The 19,208-nt window shown below is 61.1% G+C and carries 20 protein-coding genes; 6 read left to right on the forward strand and 14 right to left on the reverse strand.

From position 1 onward, the window contains the following. Nucleotides 1-22 precede the first annotated feature (22 nt). From betI to F7R20_RS24830, 4 genes are all read right to left on the reverse strand, one after another. A complete protein-coding gene (betI, locus tag F7R20_RS24815; RefSeq protein ID WP_003206359.1) occupies nt 23-643 on the reverse strand; it encodes a transcriptional regulator BetI in 621 nt (206 codons plus the stop codon). A gap of 328 nt (nt 644-971) precedes the next feature. Beyond that, complete coding sequence (gene choV, locus F7R20_RS24820) at nt 972-2,150, reverse strand: choline ABC transporter ATP-binding protein (protein WP_003206357.1); 1,179 nt, start codon at nt 2,148-2,150, stop codon at nt 972-974. Then, nucleotides 2,147-2,992 (reverse strand): choline ABC transporter permease subunit, encoded by an 846-nt coding sequence (gene choW, locus F7R20_RS24825; protein WP_003206355.1) that lies wholly within the window; start codon nt 2,990-2,992, stop codon nt 2,147-2,149. Before choW ends, choV begins: the two co-directional genes overlap by 4 nt. Before the next feature lie 71 nt (nt 2,993-3,063). Further along, complete coding sequence (locus F7R20_RS24830; RefSeq protein WP_003206353.1) at nt 3,064-4,011, reverse strand: choline ABC transporter substrate-binding protein; 948 nt, start codon at nt 4,009-4,011, stop codon at nt 3,064-3,066. Between the two features lie 424 nt (nt 4,012-4,435). On the opposite strand from F7R20_RS24830, the gene F7R20_RS24835 reads away from it, so the two are divergent. Then, nucleotides 4,436-5,812: an L-serine ammonia-lyase gene (locus F7R20_RS24835; protein ID WP_003206352.1), complete on the forward strand. Its 1,377-nt coding sequence runs from the start codon at nt 4,436-4,438 to the stop codon at nt 5,810-5,812. 581 nt (nt 5,813-6,393) lie between these two features. Beyond that, the gene (gbdR, locus tag F7R20_RS24840) at nt 6,394-7,497 is read left to right on the forward strand and encodes a choline metabolism transcriptional regulator GbdR (protein ID WP_003177576.1); all 1,104 of its coding nucleotides are present in this window, start codon (nt 6,394-6,396) and stop codon (nt 7,495-7,497) included. A gap of 348 nt (nt 7,498-7,845) precedes the next feature. Here gbdR and F7R20_RS24845 read toward each other — a convergent pair whose 3' ends face one another. The 6 genes from F7R20_RS24845 to F7R20_RS24875 form a co-directional block, all read right to left on the reverse strand. After that, nucleotides 7,846-8,109 (reverse strand): hypothetical protein, encoded by a 264-nt coding sequence (locus F7R20_RS24845; protein ID WP_003206350.1) that lies wholly within the window; start codon nt 8,107-8,109, stop codon nt 7,846-7,848. Nucleotides 8,110-8,488: 379 nt separating this feature from the next. Then, nucleotides 8,489-9,652 carry a gamma-butyrobetaine dioxygenase gene (locus F7R20_RS24855; protein WP_003206347.1) on the reverse strand — a complete coding sequence of 388 codons (1,164 nt, stop codon included), beginning with the start codon at nt 9,650-9,652 and terminating at the stop codon, nt 8,489-8,491. Nucleotides 9,653-9,672: 20 nt separating this feature from the next. Further along, entirely contained in the window at nt 9,673-10,149 is a 477-nt protein-coding gene (locus tag F7R20_RS24860; protein WP_003206346.1) for a thioesterase family protein, read from the reverse strand. A gap of 129 nt (nt 10,150-10,278) precedes the next feature. Then, a complete protein-coding gene (locus F7R20_RS24865) occupies nt 10,279-11,244 on the reverse strand; it encodes an L-carnitine dehydrogenase (RefSeq protein WP_003206344.1) in 966 nt (321 codons plus the stop codon). 158 nt (nt 11,245-11,402) lie between these two features. Then, nucleotides 11,403-12,290 (reverse strand): BKACE family enzyme, encoded by an 888-nt coding sequence (locus F7R20_RS24870; RefSeq protein ID WP_003206342.1) that lies wholly within the window; start codon nt 12,288-12,290, stop codon nt 11,403-11,405. Nucleotides 12,291-12,361: 71 nt separating this feature from the next. Next, nucleotides 12,362-13,306 carry a choline ABC transporter substrate-binding protein gene (locus tag F7R20_RS24875; protein WP_003206341.1) on the reverse strand — a complete coding sequence of 315 codons (945 nt, stop codon included), beginning with the start codon at nt 13,304-13,306 and terminating at the stop codon, nt 12,362-12,364. A gap of 186 nt (nt 13,307-13,492) precedes the next feature. On the opposite strand from F7R20_RS24875, the gene F7R20_RS24880 reads away from it, so the two are divergent. After that, nucleotides 13,493-14,452, forward strand: a complete 960-nt coding sequence (locus F7R20_RS24880) for a GlxA family transcriptional regulator (RefSeq protein ID WP_003206339.1) — start codon at nt 13,493-13,495, stop codon at nt 14,450-14,452. A 68-nt stretch (nt 14,453-14,520) separates the two neighbouring features. Continuing rightward, nucleotides 14,521-15,705 carry an ATP-binding protein gene (locus F7R20_RS24885; RefSeq protein ID WP_003206338.1) on the forward strand — a complete coding sequence of 395 codons (1,185 nt, stop codon included), beginning with the start codon at nt 14,521-14,523 and terminating at the stop codon, nt 15,703-15,705. 175 nt (nt 15,706-15,880) lie between these two features. On the opposite strand, the gene F7R20_RS24890 is transcribed toward F7R20_RS24885, so the two are convergent. The 4 genes from F7R20_RS24890 to F7R20_RS24905 all read right to left on the reverse strand — a co-directional run bounded on the left by F7R20_RS24890 (nt 15,881) and on the right by F7R20_RS24905 (nt 17,381). Beyond that, nucleotides 15,881-16,297 carry a DUF3010 family protein gene (locus F7R20_RS24890; RefSeq protein ID WP_003206337.1) on the reverse strand — a complete coding sequence of 139 codons (417 nt, stop codon included), beginning with the start codon at nt 16,295-16,297 and terminating at the stop codon, nt 15,881-15,883. Between the two features lie 32 nt (nt 16,298-16,329). Further along, a complete protein-coding gene (locus F7R20_RS24895; protein ID WP_003206335.1) occupies nt 16,330-16,653 on the reverse strand; it encodes a helix-turn-helix domain-containing protein in 324 nt (107 codons plus the stop codon). After that, nucleotides 16,637-16,891 carry a type II toxin-antitoxin system RelE family toxin gene (locus tag F7R20_RS24900; RefSeq protein ID WP_003206334.1) on the reverse strand — a complete coding sequence of 85 codons (255 nt, stop codon included), beginning with the start codon at nt 16,889-16,891 and terminating at the stop codon, nt 16,637-16,639. The genes F7R20_RS24895 and F7R20_RS24900 overlap by 17 nt, the downstream gene beginning before the upstream one ends. Before the next feature lie 88 nt (nt 16,892-16,979). Next, entirely contained in the window at nt 16,980-17,381 is a 402-nt protein-coding gene (locus tag F7R20_RS24905) for a lysozyme inhibitor LprI family protein (RefSeq protein ID WP_003206332.1), read from the reverse strand. 235 nt (nt 17,382-17,616) lie between these two features. Here F7R20_RS24905 and F7R20_RS24910 point away from each other — a divergent pair, with 235 nt between their 5' ends. Further along, entirely contained in the window at nt 17,617-18,594 is a 978-nt protein-coding gene (locus tag F7R20_RS24910; protein ID WP_003206328.1) for a dipeptidase, read from the forward strand. 80 nt (nt 18,595-18,674) lie between these two features. Continuing rightward, a complete protein-coding gene (locus tag F7R20_RS24915) occupies nt 18,675-19,205 on the forward strand; it encodes a 4-vinyl reductase (RefSeq protein WP_003177589.1) in 531 nt (176 codons plus the stop codon). Nucleotides 19,206-19,208 lie beyond the last annotated feature (3 nt).

Genomic DNA, 19,208 nt, shown 5'->3' on the forward strand with positions numbered 1-19,208 from the left:
GACTACGCGGTTCGGCGGCGGTTCAGGAGTCGAGCGGTTCTGTGTGCTCTGGTGCCCCTGCTTTGGCCAGTTGGAAATCCATGTATTCGTAAGCGATCTGGTGCGCCTGGGCGGTATCGAACGCGTCTCCCGACAGCGCTCCGCGCAGCCACAAACCGTCAATCAGCGCGGCCAGGCCCCTTGCTGCGCTGCGCGCCTGATCGACGGGCAACACGCGGCGGAACTGGCTACACAGGTTGGAATACAGACGGTGATCGTTGATCCGCTGCAACCTGTGCAAAGACGGGTGGTGCATGCTGGTGGCCCAGAAGGCCAGCCAGGTTTTCATTGCCGGACCATTGACCTGGCTGGCGTCGAAGTTGCCTTCGATGATCACCTTGAGGTGAGCCCGGGGGCTTGTGTCCTCCAGCGCCTGGCGGCGTGCGGTGACGTTCTCGCTCAGGACAGTCATCAGGTACTGGGCCGTGGCCGCGATCAGGCCATTCTTGTCCTGAAAGTAGTGACTGATGATGCCGTTGGAGACACCGGCCAAACGGGCGATCAGCGCAATGCTGGCGTCCCCCATGCCGACTTGATCGACCGCTTGCAACGTGGCTTCGATCAGTTGTTGGCGGCGGATGGGTTGCATACCGACCTTGGGCATCTAGCACATCTCCTTAGGCCATCCGGCGCACGAATGTCGTCTGCCGGAACGAAAGCCAGTCTATTTTGTTTTGATTGAACGTTCAATCAACAAAAAATAAGTTCTATGACAAGTCGTCGCTATTTGCCGGGGCGAGGACTTTTGGGGATGTCTTTATAACACTCGTCGGTTGGCATGTAGGCCAAATGCGCTTGATCGCTTGATCGCTTGATCGCTGGAATGCTGTTGTGGCGAGGAGATTTGCATTCCAGGTCAAGCTAGTCAGCAGTTCAGAACCACCCAAACAAAAACGCCGCGTTCATCTCGCGGCGTTTTTGCTGGCGTTGGCTCAGCCCAGGTTCTTGCCCAGCAGCGCGTGGTACAGCTCGCTGTCGCCCAGGATCCCGACGACTTGCTGGTTATCGTGGAGCACCAGTTTGTTGCCGGTCTGGTAGCGAATCTGCAACGCGTCGCGCATGCCGATGTTGGAGTCCACCAGGGTCGGACGCCGACCCAGCTCTTCGACGGCTTGGCCCGGTACCCAGTTTTGCAGGTCCAGTGCCGCGCCGTTCTGCCGGGCGCCCTTGATGGTGTTGCCTTCGGCGAGGTCGAGCCAGGAGTCGCCGCCCGGGTCCAGGCACACCGAACCGTTGATGCGCTTGCAGTTGTCCAGGGTGCGCATCAGGCTGCGACCGCACAGGACGTTGAGCGGGTTGGTGTGGGCGACGAAAGTGCGCACGTAGTCGTCCGCCGGGTTCAGCACGATTTCTTCCGGCTTGCTGTACTGGATGATCCGGCCGTCTTTCATGATCGCGATACGGCTGCCCAGCTTCAGGGCTTCGTCGAGGTCGTGGCTGACGAATACGATGGTCTTGCTCAGCTTGCGTTGCAGCTCCAGCAGTTCGTCCTGCAGACCCTGGCGGATCAGCGGGTCGAGGGCCGAGAAGGGTTCGTCCATCAGCAGGATGTCGGCGTCCATCGCCAGGGCGCGGGCCAGGCCGACCCGTTGCTGCATGCCGCCGGACAATTCGTCGGGCTTCTTGTTGCGCCATTGGGTCAGGCCCACCAGCTCGAGCTTCTCATCCACCAGCTTGCGGCGTTCTTTCTCAGGACGGCCCTGCATTTCCAGACCGAAGCTGATGTTCTCGCGCACCGTCAGCCAAGGCATCAGGGCGAACTTCTGGAACACCATGGCGATGCGCTTGGTGCGCATCATCTTCAGTTCAGCGGGGGTGCAGGAGGCGATGTCGATCTGCCGGCCTTCGTGTTCGACGAACAGCTTGCCGCGGCTGACGGTGTTCAAGCCGTTGATGCAGCGCAGCAGGCTGGATTTGCCGGAGCCGGACAGGCCCATCAAGACACAGATTTCGCCTTTCTCGATGTCCAGGCTGGCTTTTTCCACGCCGACGATTTGCCCGGTTTTCTTCAGGATTTCGTTGCGGGTCATGCCCTGGTCGAGCAGCTTGAGGGCTTCGCGTGGATCCCTGGAGAAGATCACGTCAACGTCTTCAAAACGGATTATGCTCATGCGTCACCCCCTACTTTGGCGTCGGGTTGTTTGCAGATTCGGTCGAGCATGATCGCCAGCAGCACGATCGCCAGGCCGGCTTCGAAGCCCAGGGCGATATCGGCGGTGTTCAGTGCGTTGACCACGGGTTTGCCCAGGCCATCGGCGCCCACCAGTGCGGCGATCACCACCATCGACAACGACAGCATGATGCACTGGGTGATACCGGCCGCGATGCTTGGCATCGCATGGGGCAGTTCAATGCGCGACAGGAGCTGGCGTCGGGAGCAGCCGAAGGCCTTGCCGGCGTCCATCAGTTCGTCCGGTACGTCGCGGATGCCCAGGTAGGTCAGGCGGATAGGCGCGGCAATCGCGAACACCACCGTGGAGATCAGGCCTGGGACCACACCCAGCCCGAAGAGGGTCAGGGTAGGAATGAGGTAAACGAAGGTCGGTACGGTCTGCATCAGATCGAGCACCGGACGCATCAGGGTGTAGAACATCGGCTTGTGCGCGGCAACAATGCCCAGCGGCACGCCGATCAGTACGCAAACCAGGGTCGCGAACAGCACCTGGGCGAGGGTTTCCATGGTCTCTTGCCAGTAACCCAGGTTGAGGATCAGCAGGAAGGACGCGATGACGAATACGGTCAGGCCCCATTTGCGCTGGATGAAGTGCGCCAATAGCGCAATGAGGCCGATCAGGGCCAGGGGATTGAACCAGGTCAGCGCAAACGTCACGCCGTGAATCATCGTTTCCAGGAACAGTGCGATTGCGTCGAAGGTGCTGGCGCCGTGTTGCGTCAACCATTCGACGAAGCCGGCAATGTACTGGCCTAAGGGTATTTTCTGATCAATGAGCATGGTAGTGAACGTCCGCATGCAAGGGAATAAACAGCCCGGGCGAGCGAACCCGCCCGGCATAACATAAGCAGTTACTGCGCAAGCTTGGCTTTCACGGCGTCCAGGCCAGGTTTACCGTCAATGGTGGTCACGCCAGCCAACCAGGTATCGAGTACCTGTGGGTTTTTCTTCAGCCAGGCCTTGGCGGCAGCCTCCGGCTTCATCTTGTCGTCGAGCACGTTGCCCATCAGCGTGCTTTCCATGTCGACGGTGAACTCCAGGTTTTTCAACAGCTGGCCAACGTTGCTGCATTCCTGGCTGTAGCCCTTGCGGGTGTTGGTCGCCACGGTTGCGGCACCGAAGTCGGGGCCGAAGAAGTCGTCGCCGCCGGTCAGGTACTGGATCTTGAAGCGGGTGTTCATCGGGTGTGGCGCCCAGCCGAGGAACACCACGTCGGTGCCACGCTTGGCGGCGCGGTCGACCTGCGAAAGCATGCCGGCTTCACTCGACTCGACGACTTTGAAGCCCGCGTCCTTCAGGCCGAAGGCGTTCTTTTCGATCATGCTCTGGATCAGGCGGTTGCCGTCGTTGCCGGGTTCGATCCCGTAGATCTTGCCGTCCAGCTCTTTCTTGAATTTGGGGATGTCGGCGAAGTCGTGCAGGCCTTTGTCATACAAAGCCTGAGGCACGGCGAGGGTGTACTTGGCGCCCTTGAGGTTGGTGCGCACGGTTTCCACGGTGCCGGCTTCGCGGTAGGCCTTGATGTCGTTTTCCATGGTCGGCATCCAGTTGCCGAGGAACACGTCCATGTTCTTGCCGTCGGCCAGGGACTTATAGGTCACCGGCACGGAAATCATGGTGGTCTTGGTCTTGTAGCCGAGGGCGTCGAGCACCACGCTGGTGGTGGCGGTGGTCACGGTGATGTCGGTCCAGCCGACGTCGGAGAAGTTGACGGTGCTGCACTGTTGGGGTTCAGCAGCGTTGGCCAGCATCGGAAGACTCAGCATGGCGGCCAACAACAACGATGTGGAACCTTTCATGGGTGGACTCCTGGTGTTTTATCGGCGGTGTCCGGTCAGGACAACCGCGCTTATTGGATGTTGCGGTTGGTGGCGCGTGGGCACTCTCTGACACGCGGCCTTGCAAACGAGCCGTAACCGATCATGTACCAGTGCAAATCTGACGCCTACAGGGTGGGTCGTATCCAGTACAGGGAGGGTCGCATCCAGTGTTGGTGACGTCGTTTACAGATTTTTTCCGCCCCTGGCGGGGCCCTGATACGCAGAAAAACGGCGCAAAACCGGGGCCAGGACGGGGCGGCGTTGCTGGGCATGATTGCGTCGGTGTCAGACGTCGGACCCCAAGGCAAAAACCGGATGATGCGGCCATCCCGGCGTTGAGCGTAGCAGCTCCGTCACCGGACGCTCCTGCGCCCGGATGTGCCTGTTCTGGAGGTTTTCGGCAATGGCAATCAGCGTGTTCGACCTGTTCAAAATCGGTATCGGCCCGTCCAGCTCACACACCGTGGGCCCGATGCGGGCCGCCGCCTTGTTCGTGCAAGGTTTGCGTGAGCGAGGACTTTTGGAACAAGTAGCGCGGGTGGAAGTTCAGCTCTACGGTTCGCTTTCAGCCACAGGCATCGGCCATGGCAGCGATAACGCGGTGATCATGGGCTTGATGGGCGAGTGGCCGGACGCGATCGATCCGTCGCAGATTGGTGTGCGCGTCGAGCGACTGCGCGACACCCAGACCCTGCTGCTGGACGGTCGCCTGTCGGTGCCGTTCATCTGGTCCCGGGACATGCGCCTGATCGACGAAAACCTGCCATTCCATCCCAACGCCATGACGCTGGTGGCCGAGGCCGCCAACGGCGAGCTGCACCGTGACACCTATTACTCGGTCGGCGGTGGTTTTGTCGTTGATCAGGCCCAGGCCGCCAGCGGTGTGGTGGACCTGGATCGCACCGAACTGCCTTACGATTTTTCCAGCGCCGAAGAGTTGCTCCAGTTGTGCCGCAGCCACAACCTGCGGGTGGCCGACTTGATGATGGCCAACGAAAAGGTCTGGCGTTCGGAAGACGAGATCCGTAGCGGCCTGATGAAGCTCTGGCGGGCCATGCAGGATTGCGTCGAGCAGGGTCTCAAGCATGAAGGCATCCTGCCGGGCGGCTTGAATGTGCGTCGAAGGGCGGCCAAGTTGCATCGCAGCCTGCAAGAGCTGAACAAACCCAATGTCATCGGCTCGACCCTCAGCGCCATGGAGTGGGTCAACCTGTTCGCCCTGGCGGTCAATGAAGAGAACGCCGCCGGTGGGCGCATGGTCACGGCGCCGACCAATGGCGCGGCGGGGATCATTCCGGCGGTGCTGCATTACTTCATGAAGTTCAGCGAAGCGGTCACCGACGCCAACGTCGTGGATTATTTCCTCGGTGCGGCGGCGGTCGGGATCCTGTGCAAGAAGAACGCATCGATTTCTGGCGCCGAAGTCGGTTGCCAGGGCGAAGTGGGATCGGCCTGCGCCATGGCGGCGGCGGGCCTGGCGGAAATTCTCGGGGCCACGCCGGAGCAACTGTGCAACGCGGCGGAAATCGGCCTGGAACACAACCTCGGCCTGACGTGCGACCCAGTGGGCGGCCTGGTGCAGGTGCCGTGCATCGAGCGCAATGCGATCGCCGCGGTCAAGGCCATCAACGCCGCCCAAATGGCCCTGCGCGGGGATGGCCAGCATTTCATCTCCCTGGACCGGGTGATCCGCACCATGCGTGATACCGGTGCCGACATGCATGACAAATACAAAGAGACCTCGCGCGGTGGTTTGGCGGTCAGTGCGGTGGAGTGCTGAATCGCGTTCTCGCATCCTCTGTAGCAAGGGGATTCTCTGTGGGAGCAAGGCTTGCCCGCGATGGCGGCAGTAGATTCAACATGGATGTCGACTGGCATACCGCCATCGCGAGCAAGCTTTGCTCCCACAGATGATTCCCTTTATCCACAAGAGCGAAAACCGCTCACAAAATGAACACCAATCTGCAAACGCGCCACCTTTTAGCGCGTCGCAAACAGACAAGCCCCCTGTTGTCGAGCCAGCCACTGAATCGCGCTCGACCGTCCGTCATCCGCACCTGTGGTGATACTCGTTGCGCAAGCGGCGCAGCCCAGTACCCACAAGTGCTACCGAACTGCTCACGGTCCGCTGTGGCAGGTGCCTGCCGCCATTGATGGCGCTCATAACCCGTACTCGATGTACGCCTTATTTAGACAGGTCGTGATGTCGTTTTCAGGATTTATTGAACGCGTATTCAATTTTAGGCATGGCAATTGCTCTATTGCTGTAAAGCCCAGCTCCTTTGTGAGAACGAGGGCAATAACCAATAAAAAGAGCCTCCGCCTGAGGCCATCACCCGCTTTGTGTGAGGAGATACCGCGATGACGACGTCCAACTCCGGGGCCCAACCCCAGAACCGTGCGCCTCAATCCATCGGCTTTTTGCTGCTGGACAATTTCACGCTGATTTCCCTGGCGTCCGCGGTAGAACCGCTACGCATGGCCAACCAACTGTCCGGTCGCGAGCTGTATCGCTGGACCACCCTTACGGTCGATGGCGGCCAGGTCTGGGCCAGCGACGGCTTGCAGATCACCCCCGACGCCTCGATGCACAAGGCGCCAGCCCTGGATACTGTCATCGTCTGTGGCGGCATCGGCATCCAGCGCACCGTGACCCGTGAACACGTGTCGTGGCTGCAGAGCCAGGCCCGCCAATCCCGTCGCCTCGGCGCGGTTTGTACCGGCAGTTGGGCCCTGGCCTGCGCCGGCCTGCTGGACGGCTTCGATTGCAGCGTGCACTGGGAATGCCTGGCGGCAATGCAGGAAGCTTTCCCACGGGTGTCGATGAGCACCCGTTTGTTCACCCTTGATCGCAACCGCTTCACCAGCTCCGGTGGCACCGCGCCGCTGGACATGATGCTGCACCTGATCAGCCGCGATCACGGTCGTGAACTGTCGGCAGCGATCTCGGAAATGTTTGTCTACGAGCGTATCCGCAACGAACAGGATCACCAGCGTGTGCCGCTCAAGCACATGCTCGGCACCAACCAGCCGAAGTTGCAGGAAATCGTCGCGCTGATGGAGGCCAACCTCGAAGAGCCGATCGACCTGGACGAGCTGGCGGTGTACGTCGCCGTGTCCCGGCGTCAGCTGGAGCGGTTATTCCAGAAATACCTGCACTGCTCGCCATCGCGCTATTACCTCAAGCTGCGGCTGATCCGTGCACGGCAACTGCTCAAGCAGACGCCGATGTCGATCATCGAAGTGGCCTCGGTGTGCGGCTTCGTCTCCACTCCGCACTTCTCCAAGTGCTACCGCGAATACTTCGGCATTCCGCCACGGGACGAGCGTGTCGGTTCCAACACCACGCAACAGGTGGCGATGATGCCGCTGCCGCAGGCGCTGGTACTGTCGCCATTGTCCGGCCCGCTGTCGGCGCTGAGCCAGGCGCGTAATGAATCGACGTTTGCCAGCGTGAGGCTCTAAGACCGCAGCGCCTTTATCGCGAGCAAGCTGGGGGGTATGGCTGGAGAGATAGGCCGGCTGTAAGGCCGTCTCGCGAGCAAGCTTTGCTCCCACAGATCTGATGGGTGTACGACGGGGAGAGCCAGGTCGGCTACTAGGCCGCCTTGCGGCGGCCCACGGACCAATGCTTGCGTTCGGGCATGCCGAGCCTAGGCGAGGCACCGAGTGGTGGGGCATAAGCGCTTTGGTTACTTTCGCCTGGGCCGGCATTCCGGCTTTTCGAAAGTGACCCGCCGTCAGGGCGGAACCCTAAGTGGCCGTTACCGCAGCAATGGATATGTACCCGGTCAACAAAATCCACAGGTTTTGTCAGGCGCTATGGTTTTGCTGGTAGTCCGTCAGAGCCGGCAACAGCTGCTTATCGATCGCCTGGCGCACCGCCGGCAGGATAGTGGCGCTGCTGGTGTACATCTCCTTGACCATCCGCCGCAATTCATTGGCACGGACAGTGTCCAGCCCCCGCACGGCGCACTCGCATGCCTGCTCGGCGGTGGAGCCACTGGGTATTTGCAGGCCCAGGGCCTTGAGATGGCCCAGCAGGTCTTCCTGGTCGATCAAATCGGCGTACATCATGACGCTTTTCCTTGTTCAGGGATTGGGGTCGTGTCTCGATTCTGGTAGCGACCCGAAGCGGCGGCAAGGGCAAATGGTCGCAATGTCATGAATGACTATGGAGGCGTCGTTTTCGGCTAACTTGCACGGGGCTGGACTGGGCACACTGACCTCAAGCTGAATCACGATGGTTTGGTCACCCTCGCGCGACAGCTCCTCCAGTAACGCAACCTGCCCCGATCCTGTCACGGCTTGATCGGGGATTTTTTTGCCTGTGAATCAGGGCAAGCTTGGGTGTCTGGTGGATTGTCATCGCGAGCAAGCTCGCTCACATTAGATTTTGTGAACGACGCAGAACCCCTGTGGGAGCGAGCTTGCTCGCGATGAACGATGACGCGGTCTAGCGCTGCAACACCAGAATCCGCGACAACAACTCATCCCGATCCACATAGCACCCCTGGAAATGCCGGGCCCCGGAAGCCGGGTCGAAGGCATTGCGGGCGTGGAGCGTGCGGCGGTTGTCGAAGCACCAGAGCTGGCCGGGCTCGAGACGCTGTATCAGGCGAAATTGTGGCTCGCGGGTCAGGGCAATGAGGCGGCGGTAGGCGCGGTAAAGCTTGGGCATCTGCTCGACCGTGGTGTCGAACGGCCCACGCAGGAAGTTCGCCATGCGGATTTCCGAAACCTGGCCGAGGGCGTCCAGGGCGATGATGGGCGCCAGGCAGCGGTAGTCGCTGCGACGGTCCTTGTTGCGAAACTCCACCGGGATCCGGCACAGCGCGTCGAAGGCCTCGGGGTCTTCATGGCGCAGCGCTTCAGCAATGGAAAACCCGTCGACAAAAATGCTCTCGCCGCCGTCGGCGTCATTCACCAGGCAATGCAGGAATTGCAGCCCCGGCTGCAATTCCCGGGTCGGCAAATCACTGTGCAGCGGCAGGTTGAAAGCGGTGTAGGCGTTGCTGTCGGCATCGGCCTTGGACTGCACATTGAACAGCACACCGAAGTTGCTCTCGCGAATAAAGGAAATGCGCTGGGCAATCCGTTTCAGCGAGCCGGGTTCGGTGGGTACGCCGCGCACCTGGGTCAGGCCGATGTCGCGCACCGCCAGCAACCATTGCAACAACGCATCGGTGTCGTCCATCAGCGCCGGGTAGTCGAACACTGGCAATTGCAGGTCGTGCCGCCACAGTTGGCGTCGGGGCTTGTTCGCCAGGCGCTCGGCTCGGGACTGATCATCGTAGGCGTGGGCGCGCAACCAGCCCGGATCGAAACGGCTCTGGTGGCCGTCCTGCCAGTCCACGCACAGGCAGCCTTCGTCATCGAGGTAGGTTGCGCGGGGGGTGATGTCTTCAGGGACGTCGACGATTTCCAGCACCTGCTCGCGGGTGACGCTGTAGACGCATTGAGGGCAAGGGCAGTTGTCCCGCAGCCACTGGTGATGAAAGGGGCTGGCCCGGCCATCGGCCCACGTCACTTGCACCCGGTCGGTCAACGGTGTGGCGGCGGTCAATGGGGAGATCAGGGGGTAACGGCGGAAGTCGGCAAAGGCGGCGGCGGTGTTCATGGCGATCTCCTGTTCGCGGCCTATCGGGGGAGAGGCAGGGCGATGATCCGGCCGATGTACAGCGGCGGCGGCAGGTCGGATTGTTCGTCGAGCAGGGCGCTGAGCCGGCCCAGGGCCTGTTCGGTGAAAGGCGCCGAGCGCGGGCCGGCCAGGTCGACGTGCAGCAGCATCTGTTCATTGCCGGCCAGCTCTTTATCACCGCCGACCAGATGCAGGCTGTGGTAGAGGTGCAGGCGTTTGGCGTCGTGGCCGATGATGTGCGTATGCACCTCGACCTGGGCGTCGAGCTTCACTTCGTGCAGGTAGTTCAGGTGCAGTTCGAGGGTGAACAACGAGTGGCCGCTGGCTTCGCGGTTCTGGCTGTCCAGGCCGAGCCGGTCCATCAGCGCGTCGGTGGCGTAGCTGAAAATCAGCAGGTAGAAGGCATCGCGCAGGTGGCCGTTGTAATCGACCCATTCGGGGAGGATGCGGGTTTGGTAGGTGGTGAGGGTGGGCATGGCTGTCTCCGAGCATGATCGTTCCCACGCTCTGCGTGGGAACGCCTCTTGTGACGCTCTGCGTCACGCTTCATTCGGAACGCGGAGCGTCCCGGGCTGCATTCCCACGCAGAGCATGGGAACGATCAGTTACTCGGCAAAGGTCATCCCATGCTTTTCTTTGGTGGTCTTCACCGCCTCCAGCACCGCCAGCAGGCAATCATCACGATAGCGCTCCAGGGCCGAGATGCTGTGGCTGCCCAATTGCGCGCTCGTGCCATCCACCACGTCGTCGATCAGCTTCTCGGTCAACTCAGGCGCTGGCAGGTAAGTCCACGGCAGTTGCAGCGCCGGGCCGAACTGGGCCATGAAGTGCCGCATGCCGGCATCGCCGCCGGCTAGGGTGTAGGTCAGGAACGTGCCCATGAACGACCAGCGCAAGCCGGCACCGAAACGGATCGCATCGTCGATTTCTCCGGTGGTCGCTACCCCGTCGTTGACCAGGTGCAGGGCTTCGCGCCACAGCGCTTCGAGCAGGCGGTCGGCAATGAAACCGGGCACTTCCTTGCGCACATGTAGTGGCCGCATGCCGAGGGATTCGTACACCTGCATCGCCGCCTGCACGGCTTCGGGCGCGGTGTTTTTGCCGCCGACCACTTCCACCAGCGGCAACAGGTAGACCGGGTTGAACGGGTGCCCGACCACGCAGCGCTCCGGATGGGTGGCGCCTTCGTAGAATTCGCTCGGCAGCAGCCCCGAGGTACTGGAACCGATCAACGCGTTCGGCTTGGCGGCGGCACTGATCTGGCCGTGCAATTCGAGTTTCAACTCCAGGCGCTCGGGGGCGCTTTCCTGAATGAAGTCGGCGTCGCGCACGCATTCTTCGATGGTTGCGACAAAGCGCAGCCGATCTTGCGAAGCGCCGGGTGCCAGGCCTTGTTTTTCCAGGGCGCCCCAGGCGTTGGCGACGCGCTTGCGCAACGCCGCTTCGGCACCTGGTGCCGGATCCCAGGCGACAACGTCCAGGCCATGGGCCAGGGCCCGGCTGACCCAGCCGCTGCCGATCACACCGCTGCCCAGGGCGGCGAAGGTCTTGATGTCGGTGATAAAGCTCATGGTGATTTCCTGAAAAATAGTTCGGTGATCTCCTGTGGGAGCAGGGCTTGCCCGCGATGGCGGCAGTAGGTTCAACGGGGATGTCGACTGACATACCGTTATCGCGGGCAAGCCTTGCTCCCACAGGTTGTGCCCCATAGGGGGAGATGGGTGTTGGCTCAGCCGCGCTGGGTCAGCCCCATTTTCTTGCGACCTTCAGCCGGGGTCAGCACGCGGGCGCCGAGGCGGCTGAGGATCTCGCCAGCGCGCTCCACCAGTTGGCCGTTGGTAGCGAGTACGCCTTTGTCCAGCCAGAGGTTGTCTTCCAGCCCAACCCGCACGTTGCCGCCCAACAGCACCGCCTGGGCGGCCATCGGCATTTGCATGCGGCCGATGCCGAAGCCGGCCCACACCGCGTCCGCCGGCAGGTTGTCGACCATGGCTTTCATGGTGGTGGTGTCGGCCGGTGCGCCCCACGGGATGCCCAGGCAGAGTTGGAACAGCGGGTTTTCCAGCAGGCCTTCCTTGATCAGTTGCTTGGCGAACCACAGATGACCGGTGTCGAAGATCTCCAGCTCGGCCTTGACCCCCAGCTCAGTGATGCGCTTGGCGCCGGCCCGCAGTTGCGCCGGGGTGGAGACGTAAATGGTGTCGCCGTCGCCGAAGTTCAGGGTGCCGCAATCCAGCGTGCAGATTTCCGGCAACAGCTCTTCGACGTGGGCCAGGCGGGTCAGCGGACCGACCAGGTCGGTGTTGGGACCGAACTCCATCGGCCGTTCGCCCGCACCGATCTCCAGGTCGCCGCCCATGCCGGCGGTGAGGTTGACGATGATGTCCACGTCCGCTTCACGGATGCGCTCCATCACCTCGCGGTACAGCGCCACGTCGCGGCTGAACTTGCCGGTCTGCGGATCGCGGACGTGGCAATGGACCACCGTGGCCCCGGCCTTCGCCGCCTCGACGGCAGCGGCGGCGATCTGTTTCGGGGTGACCGGTACGTGAGGGCTCTTGGCGGTCGTGTCGCCAGCACCGGTGAGTGCGCAGGTGATGATGACGTCGTGGTTCATGGTGCGGATTCCTTCAGGCGTGGTGAGTCACTGCACAGCCCTTTGGTGCTGCGCAGATGGATAGCGGTTGCTCAGTTACTGGTCAGTTTCAGGTTGTCGGCGGCGGGCTTGCCGTCGAAGGTGGTGACGCCTTCGAGCCAACGCTGCTTGTCTTGCGGATGATCCTTGAGCCATTGCCGGGCCGATTCGAGCGGGTCCTTGTGATCGAGCAACGGCTGCATCATCCGGCTCTCATCTTCGGCGCTGAACGTCAGGTTGCTCAGCAAGCGACCGACGTTCGGGCATTGTTGGGCGTAGTCCGGCGCGGTGACGGTCCACACGGTGGCCATGCCTTCGTTCGGACCGAGGGCGTCGTCGCTGCCGGTGAGGTAGGTCATTTGCACGTTGACGTTCATCGGGTGCGGTGCCCAGCCGAAGAACACCACGGCTTCCTTGCGGCGCACGGCGCGGTCCACGGCGGCGAGCATGCCGGCTTCGCTGGACTCCACCAGCTGGAACTTACCCAGGCCGAACTGGTTCTTGGCGATCATTGCCTTGATCTGGGTATTGGCGCCGGAGCCGGGCTCGATGCCGTAGATCTTGCCGCCCAACTCTTTTTCGAATTTGGCGATGTCGGCGAAGGTTTTCAGGCCCTTGTCGGCCAGGTAGGTCGGCACGGCCAGGGTCGCGCGGGCGTCCTTGAGGCTTGGCTGCTCCAGCACCTTGACCTGCTTGGCCTCGACGAACGGGGTGATGGTCTGGGTCATCAACGGGTTCCAGTAGCCCAGGAACAGGTCCAGGCGCTGGTCGCGGATGCCGGCGAAGATGATTTGCTGGGAGGCGCTGGTTTGCTTGGTCTTGTAGCCGAGGCCGTCGAGCATCACTTGGGTCAGGGCGCTGGTGGCAATGACGTCGGTCCAGTTGACCACGCCCAGGCGCACGTTCTGGCATGCGGCAGGGTCGGCTGCCATGGCGGCGCCATTGAGCAAAGTGGTGCCGCAAAGTGCAAGTACACAGGAGCTGATCAGTCGTTTCATGTCGGGTTCCTCGGCAGCTTATTGTTATGGGTTCCGGCATCTGCGCACCGGTGATGCCAAGTTACGCAGCCCGGCGCCTGGCAAAACGCACAGCGGCGACGTGCTCTTGCACTGCAGCGACTCTTGAACGGCCGTTGCAACTGGCGTATCAAGGTCCGCACGCTACCCGCCAACCGAGTGCGCTCCATGTCCCAGGATTTCTACTTTTTGTTGCTGCCGGGTTTTTCGGCCATCGGTTTCATTTCGGCCATCGAGCCTTTGCGGGTCGCCAATCGGTTTCGTGGCGAGCTATACCGCTGGCATGTGCTGAGTGTCGATGGCGGGCCGGTGCTGGCGAGCAATGGCATGTCGGTCAACGCCGATGCCGCACTGGAGCCCTTGAAGAAAGGCGCGACCCTCTGGGTGGTGGCCGGGTTCGAGCCGCTGAAATTCGCCACCCCGGCGCTGGAGCGCTGGCTGCATCGGCTGGACAACGAAGGCGTGACCTTGGGCGGCATCGACACCGGCAGTGTGGTGCTGGCCGAGGCGGGGCTGTTGGAAGGGCACCGCGTGACCTTGCATTGGGAAGCGATCGAGGCGTTCAAGGAGTCCTATCCGCAACTCAGCGTGACCCAGGAACTGTTCGAGATCGACCGTCGCCGGATCACTTGCGCGGGCGGCACTGCTTCCATCGACCTGATGCTGGACCTGATCGGCCAGGCCCACGGTTCGGAATTGGCGATCCAGGTCAGCGAGCAGTTCGTGCTCGGCCGCATCCGCCCGCGCAAAGACCACCAGCGCATGGAAATCGCCAACCGCTATGGCATTCGCAACAAGAAGCTGGTGCACGTCATAGGCGAGATGGAAACCCACAGCGAACCGCCCCTGAGCACCTTGGCGCTGGCCGAATCGATCAACGTCACCCGTCGCCAGCTCGAACGCCTGTTCCGCCTGCACCTGAACGACACCCCGAGCAACTTCTACCTGCGCCTGCGCCTGGAGAAGGCCCGGCAGCTGCTGCGCCAGACCGACATGAGTGTGTTGGAAGTGAGCATCGCCTGCGGCTTTGAGTCGCCGTCGTACTTCACCCGCAGCTATCGGGCACGGTTCGAGCGCTGCCCGCGGGAGGATCGACGACGGCAGGGGGATGGGCGGGAACTGGTTTGACAGGCTTTTATACTCAATTATACTCGCGACTATAAATTATACCTGTCGCCATAATTGAGTATAAAACCATGTCCAAGCATCCCGGTTTTGTCTTCAGGCGCCCCGATCTGGCCCGCAATATTGTCGATGGGCTGGCCGGCGCCGGGATCCAGGATTACACCTCAGGCCTGTTCCTGGCCGCGCCAAGGCGTACCGGAAAAAGTACGTTCCTGCGCGAAGACTTGATTCCCGAATGCGAGACGCGAGGTTGGCTTGCGGTCTACGTCGACCTTTGGGCAAACAAGGAGAAGGACCCTGCCGACCTGATCGCCTCGGCCATCGCCGGCGCACTGGTGCCTTATGAAAAGGGCATCCGCAAGCTCGCCAAATCCATGGGTATCGACAAACTCAGCTTCTTGCGCACGTTGTCCTGGGATTTCAGCCAGCCGCAACTGCCCGAAGGGGCGACGCTGACCCAGGCGCTGGAGCTGTTGCACCGTGCCGCGGGTAAAACCGTGGTGCTGGTGATCGACGAAGCCCAGCATGCATTGACCACCGAGGCCGGGGTCAACGCGATGTTCGGCCTCAAGGCTGCCCGTGACCAGCTCAACCAGGGACGTGAGGGGGATGCCAGCGGCCTGCGGCTGGTGTTCACCGGCTCCAATCGCGACAAGCTCGCCCACTTGGTATTGAGCCGCAACCAACCGTTCTACGGGTCCAGCATCACGCCGTTTCCGTTGTTGGGCAAAGCTTTCACCCAGGCCTACACCGCCCATTTGAACGCACACCTGGCTCAAACCAACCAGTTCAACGCCGATGACCTCGACCAGGCTTTTGAGTTGGTTGGGCGCCGTCCCGAGATGTTGCGCAGCGTCATCGGCGAAATTGCCCTGGAGCTGGGTGAGGCGAGCCAGTTGGGTGAATTGCTGCGCAGCAGCGCCGAAATGCTGCGCGCCGGCGTCTGGACCGAGTTCGAGAGCGCCTGGAACGCCCTGACGGTGCCACAACGCGCGGTGCTGCAGGTCATGGCCGAGCGCTCGCAGAACAACGAACCCTTCGCGCCCTTCACCGATTCAACGCTGGAGGCGGTGGGCAAGGCGCTGAGGACTATGGGAAGCGAAGTCGTGCCCGGTACCCAGACCATCCAATCCTGTATTGATGCGCTGCGTGAAAAGGAATTGGTGTGGAAGTCCAACCGGGGTGGTTATGCGCTGGAGGACAAGGCGTTTGCCGATTGGTTGAAGGGGTATCGCAAGCAACAGAATCGGTCCTGACCCGATTGGCGGTCGAGCATAGTGACCTGTGTGGAGAGGGGATTTTGTGGGAGCAAAGCTTGCTCGCGAAACAGTCGACTCGGTTTCTGAAGGACCGCATCGCCTCCATCGCGGGCAAGCCTTGCTCCCACAAAAAATTCCATGACTATAGGTACGGTGTTCGGCTGGAAAAGGTCTATTTCTTCATCAGCGCCGAACACGCCGCCTTGTACGCCTCATGCTGGTACTTGTTCAGCGTCGCCGGCAGGGCGAAGTCATGTTTCTTGCTTTGTGCATTGATGGTCTGCGGCGACAGCAGCGTCACCTCGCAACCGTCCAGCAACTGGAAGACCCCTTCGATCTTGAACGTCGTCGGCCCACCGGCGAACTCGCCTTTCTTGCTGCGCTTTTTGATGGCGATGCGTTCGATACCGTTATCCGTCACGAACGCTCGGACCTGAGCAGCAAACGCCTTGACGTTGGCGGCTTCGTCATCGTCGTCCAGGGCGATTTTCTTGGTGTTCAGCGGGACGTGGCTCAACGCCTGTTGATCCAGCGAGGCAACGGCGATGATCGCTTCGCTGCCTTTGATTTCGATGCCGCACGTTTTCATGTGAATCCTTTTGCTGGAGGGTGGCGTGCAGCTTACAGCTCCAACTGGTCAGCATGGATACCAAAGGCCGCAGCAATTTTTTCGCGGGTGGCTCGGCGAGGCTTGGCGACCGACTCTTGCTGGGCAAACGCCGGTTGAGAAATACCCAGGCGCCTGGCGACTTCATCTTGAGTCAGGTTCAGGTGTTCGCGCCAGGCACGAATGGGCGTGGCGCCATCGACGATGCGGCTGACGACTTCATGGGGAATCAGATCGGGTTCCAGTTTCTGCGCGACGTATTGGGCATATGGAATGACCACAAATGCCGGATGCCCGTCTGCGTCATTGATGATCTGAATATCAGTAGGTACGTTCATCGCGTTTCCTGACCTCTTGAATGCTGACGATCTTGATCGCCCCGTCCCAATCGAACATGACTCGATAGCGGCCTACCCGAAGGCGATAGGCGTAGTCATGGCCGACAAGCGCTTTGACGTTCGCCGCGTCGGGCATCTGGGCGAGCGCCGTAACGGCGTCCCGAACCTGGGCCTGATGGGCAGAATGCAATTTCAGAAGCTGCTTAACGGCTTTTCTGGTCCAGTGGATGGTGTTCATGAAAGGATATAAGTCTTTTATAAGTTTTGCGAATCCTGACTTATATCCCCTCCAGGGCCAACGCATGAAAGGTGTCTGAATATTGCCCTCAGTCTTGCCCAATCGACTCCAAAAACTCCGACCGATCATCGCTCACCTGGGCCATGCAGTCGTTTTCGGCGATTTTGTAGGTTTCGCTGCCGGGTTTGGCCGGGAAGGCGGCGATGGCGCAGTCGGCGTCGCGCTGTTTTTGCCACAGTTGCTGGGCGGTCTTGACCTTGGTGGTGATGTCGTTGAGCTGGGCCTTGTCGCTGGCGTAGCGGGTTTGCAGGCGCTCAAAGAGGCTTTGCAGGTTTTCGCCCAGCAATTGTTCGGCAGCGGTTTTGCCGTAGACCGAGCAGGCCAGGGTCTGGACGTCGTTTTCAACTTCGTCGCAGGGGTTGGGTTCGGTGTCTTCGGTCGCATGTGCGACGGTGCTGATCAGTGCCAAAGCCAGGAAGAGTGATTTCATCGCGTTGCCGCTCGAGTCCAGTGAAAACCAGTGATGCGGCGGATTCTGGCGCAAGCGTCGGCTAAAGAACAGACGGGTAGGGTGGGCCTGTTGTAGTCCATTGTCGTGGATTGACGCTTTCGGCAATTCCCCTGTCGTTTTTGCACCGGGTCGCCACGGCCCTCAGGCATATGCTGGCCCCAAAGCGCCGGCACACGATTCGGCGCATGAATCGCTGACAAAAGGGGACTGCCTGATGAGCCCAGCCGAATTGCACGCCGACAGCATCGTTATCGACGGGCTGATCATTGCCAAGTGGAACCGCGACCTGTTCGAAGACATGCGCAAGGGCGGCCTGACCGCAGCCAACTGCACCGTGTCGGTGTGGGAAGGTTTCCAGGCCACCATCAACAACATCGCCGCGAGCCAGAAACTGATCCGCGAGAACAGCGACCTGGTGATCCCGGTGAAAACCACCGCCGACATCCGTCGCGCCAAGGAACAGGGCAAGACCGGCATCATCTTCGGTTTCCAGAACGCCCATGCCTTCGAAGACCAACTCGGCTACGTCGAGATCTTCAAGCAACTGGGCGTGGGTGTGGTGCAGATGTGCTACAACACCCAGAACCTGGTCGGCACCGGTTGCTATGAACGCGACGGCGGCCTGTCGGGCTTCGGTCGCGAAATCGTCGCCGAGATGAACCGGGTCGGCATCATGTGCGACCTGTCCCACGTCGGTTCCAAGACCTCCGAAGAGGTCATCCTCGAATCGAAGAAGCCAGTGTGCTACTCCCACTGCCTGCCGTCCGGCCTGAAAGAACACCCGCGCAACAAGTCCGATGAAGAGCTGAAGTTCATTGCCGATCACGGCGGTTTCGTCGGCGTGACCATGTTCGCGCCGTTCCTGGCCAAGGGCATCGATTCGACCATCGACGACTACGCCGAAGCTATCGAATACACCATGAACATCGTTGGTGAAGACGCCATCGGCATCGGCACCGATTTCACCCAGGGCCACGGCCAGGACTTCTTCGAAATGCTGACCCACGACAAGGGCTACGCCCGTCGTCTGACCAGCTTCGGCAAGATCATCAACCCTCTGGGCATCCGCACCGTGGGCGAGTTCCCGAACCTCACCGAGACGCTGCTCAAGCGCGGCCATCCTGAGCGGGTAGTGCGCAAGATCATGGGCGAAAACTGGGTCAGCGTCTTGAAAGACGTCTGGGGCGAATAAAACGCCGCCGTACCGCCAATCCTCTACCTGCGGCCCTCTGCGCCGCAGGCAATACCACGAATTTCCGGAGTCAAGTTTTCATGGCCAAGATCGCCCCGCAACTGCCTATCGAAGTCGACAGCGAAACCGGTGTCTGGACCTCCGACGCCCTGCCGATGCTGTACGTGCCACGGCACTTTTTCGTCAACAACCACATGGGCATCGAAGAAGTATTGGGCGCCGACGCCTACGCCGAGATTCTCTACAAGGCCGGCTACAAATCCGCCTGGCACTGGTGTGAAAAAGAAGCCGAATGCCATGGCCTGGAAGGCGTCGCGGTGTTCGAGCACTACATGAAGCGCCTGTCGCAGCGTGGCTGGGGCCTGTTCAAGATCCAGGACATCGACCTGGACAAAGGCACCGCCAGCGTCAAGCTCGAACACTCGGCATTCGTCTATGTGTACGGCAAGGTCGGGCGCAAGGTCGACTACATGTTCACTGGCTGGTTCGCCGGTGCCATGGACCAGATCCTCGCCGCTCGCGGCAGCAAGATCCGCACCGTGGCCGAGCAGGTCTACGGCGGTTCCGAAGAAGGCCACGACGACGGCCTGTTCATCGTCAAGCCGTTGTAAGTC

The organism is Pseudomonas brassicacearum subsp. brassicacearum, assembly GCF_008801605.1.
GTDB classification, from domain to species: Bacteria; Pseudomonadota; Gammaproteobacteria; order Pseudomonadales; family Pseudomonadaceae; genus Aquipseudomonas; species Aquipseudomonas brassicacearum.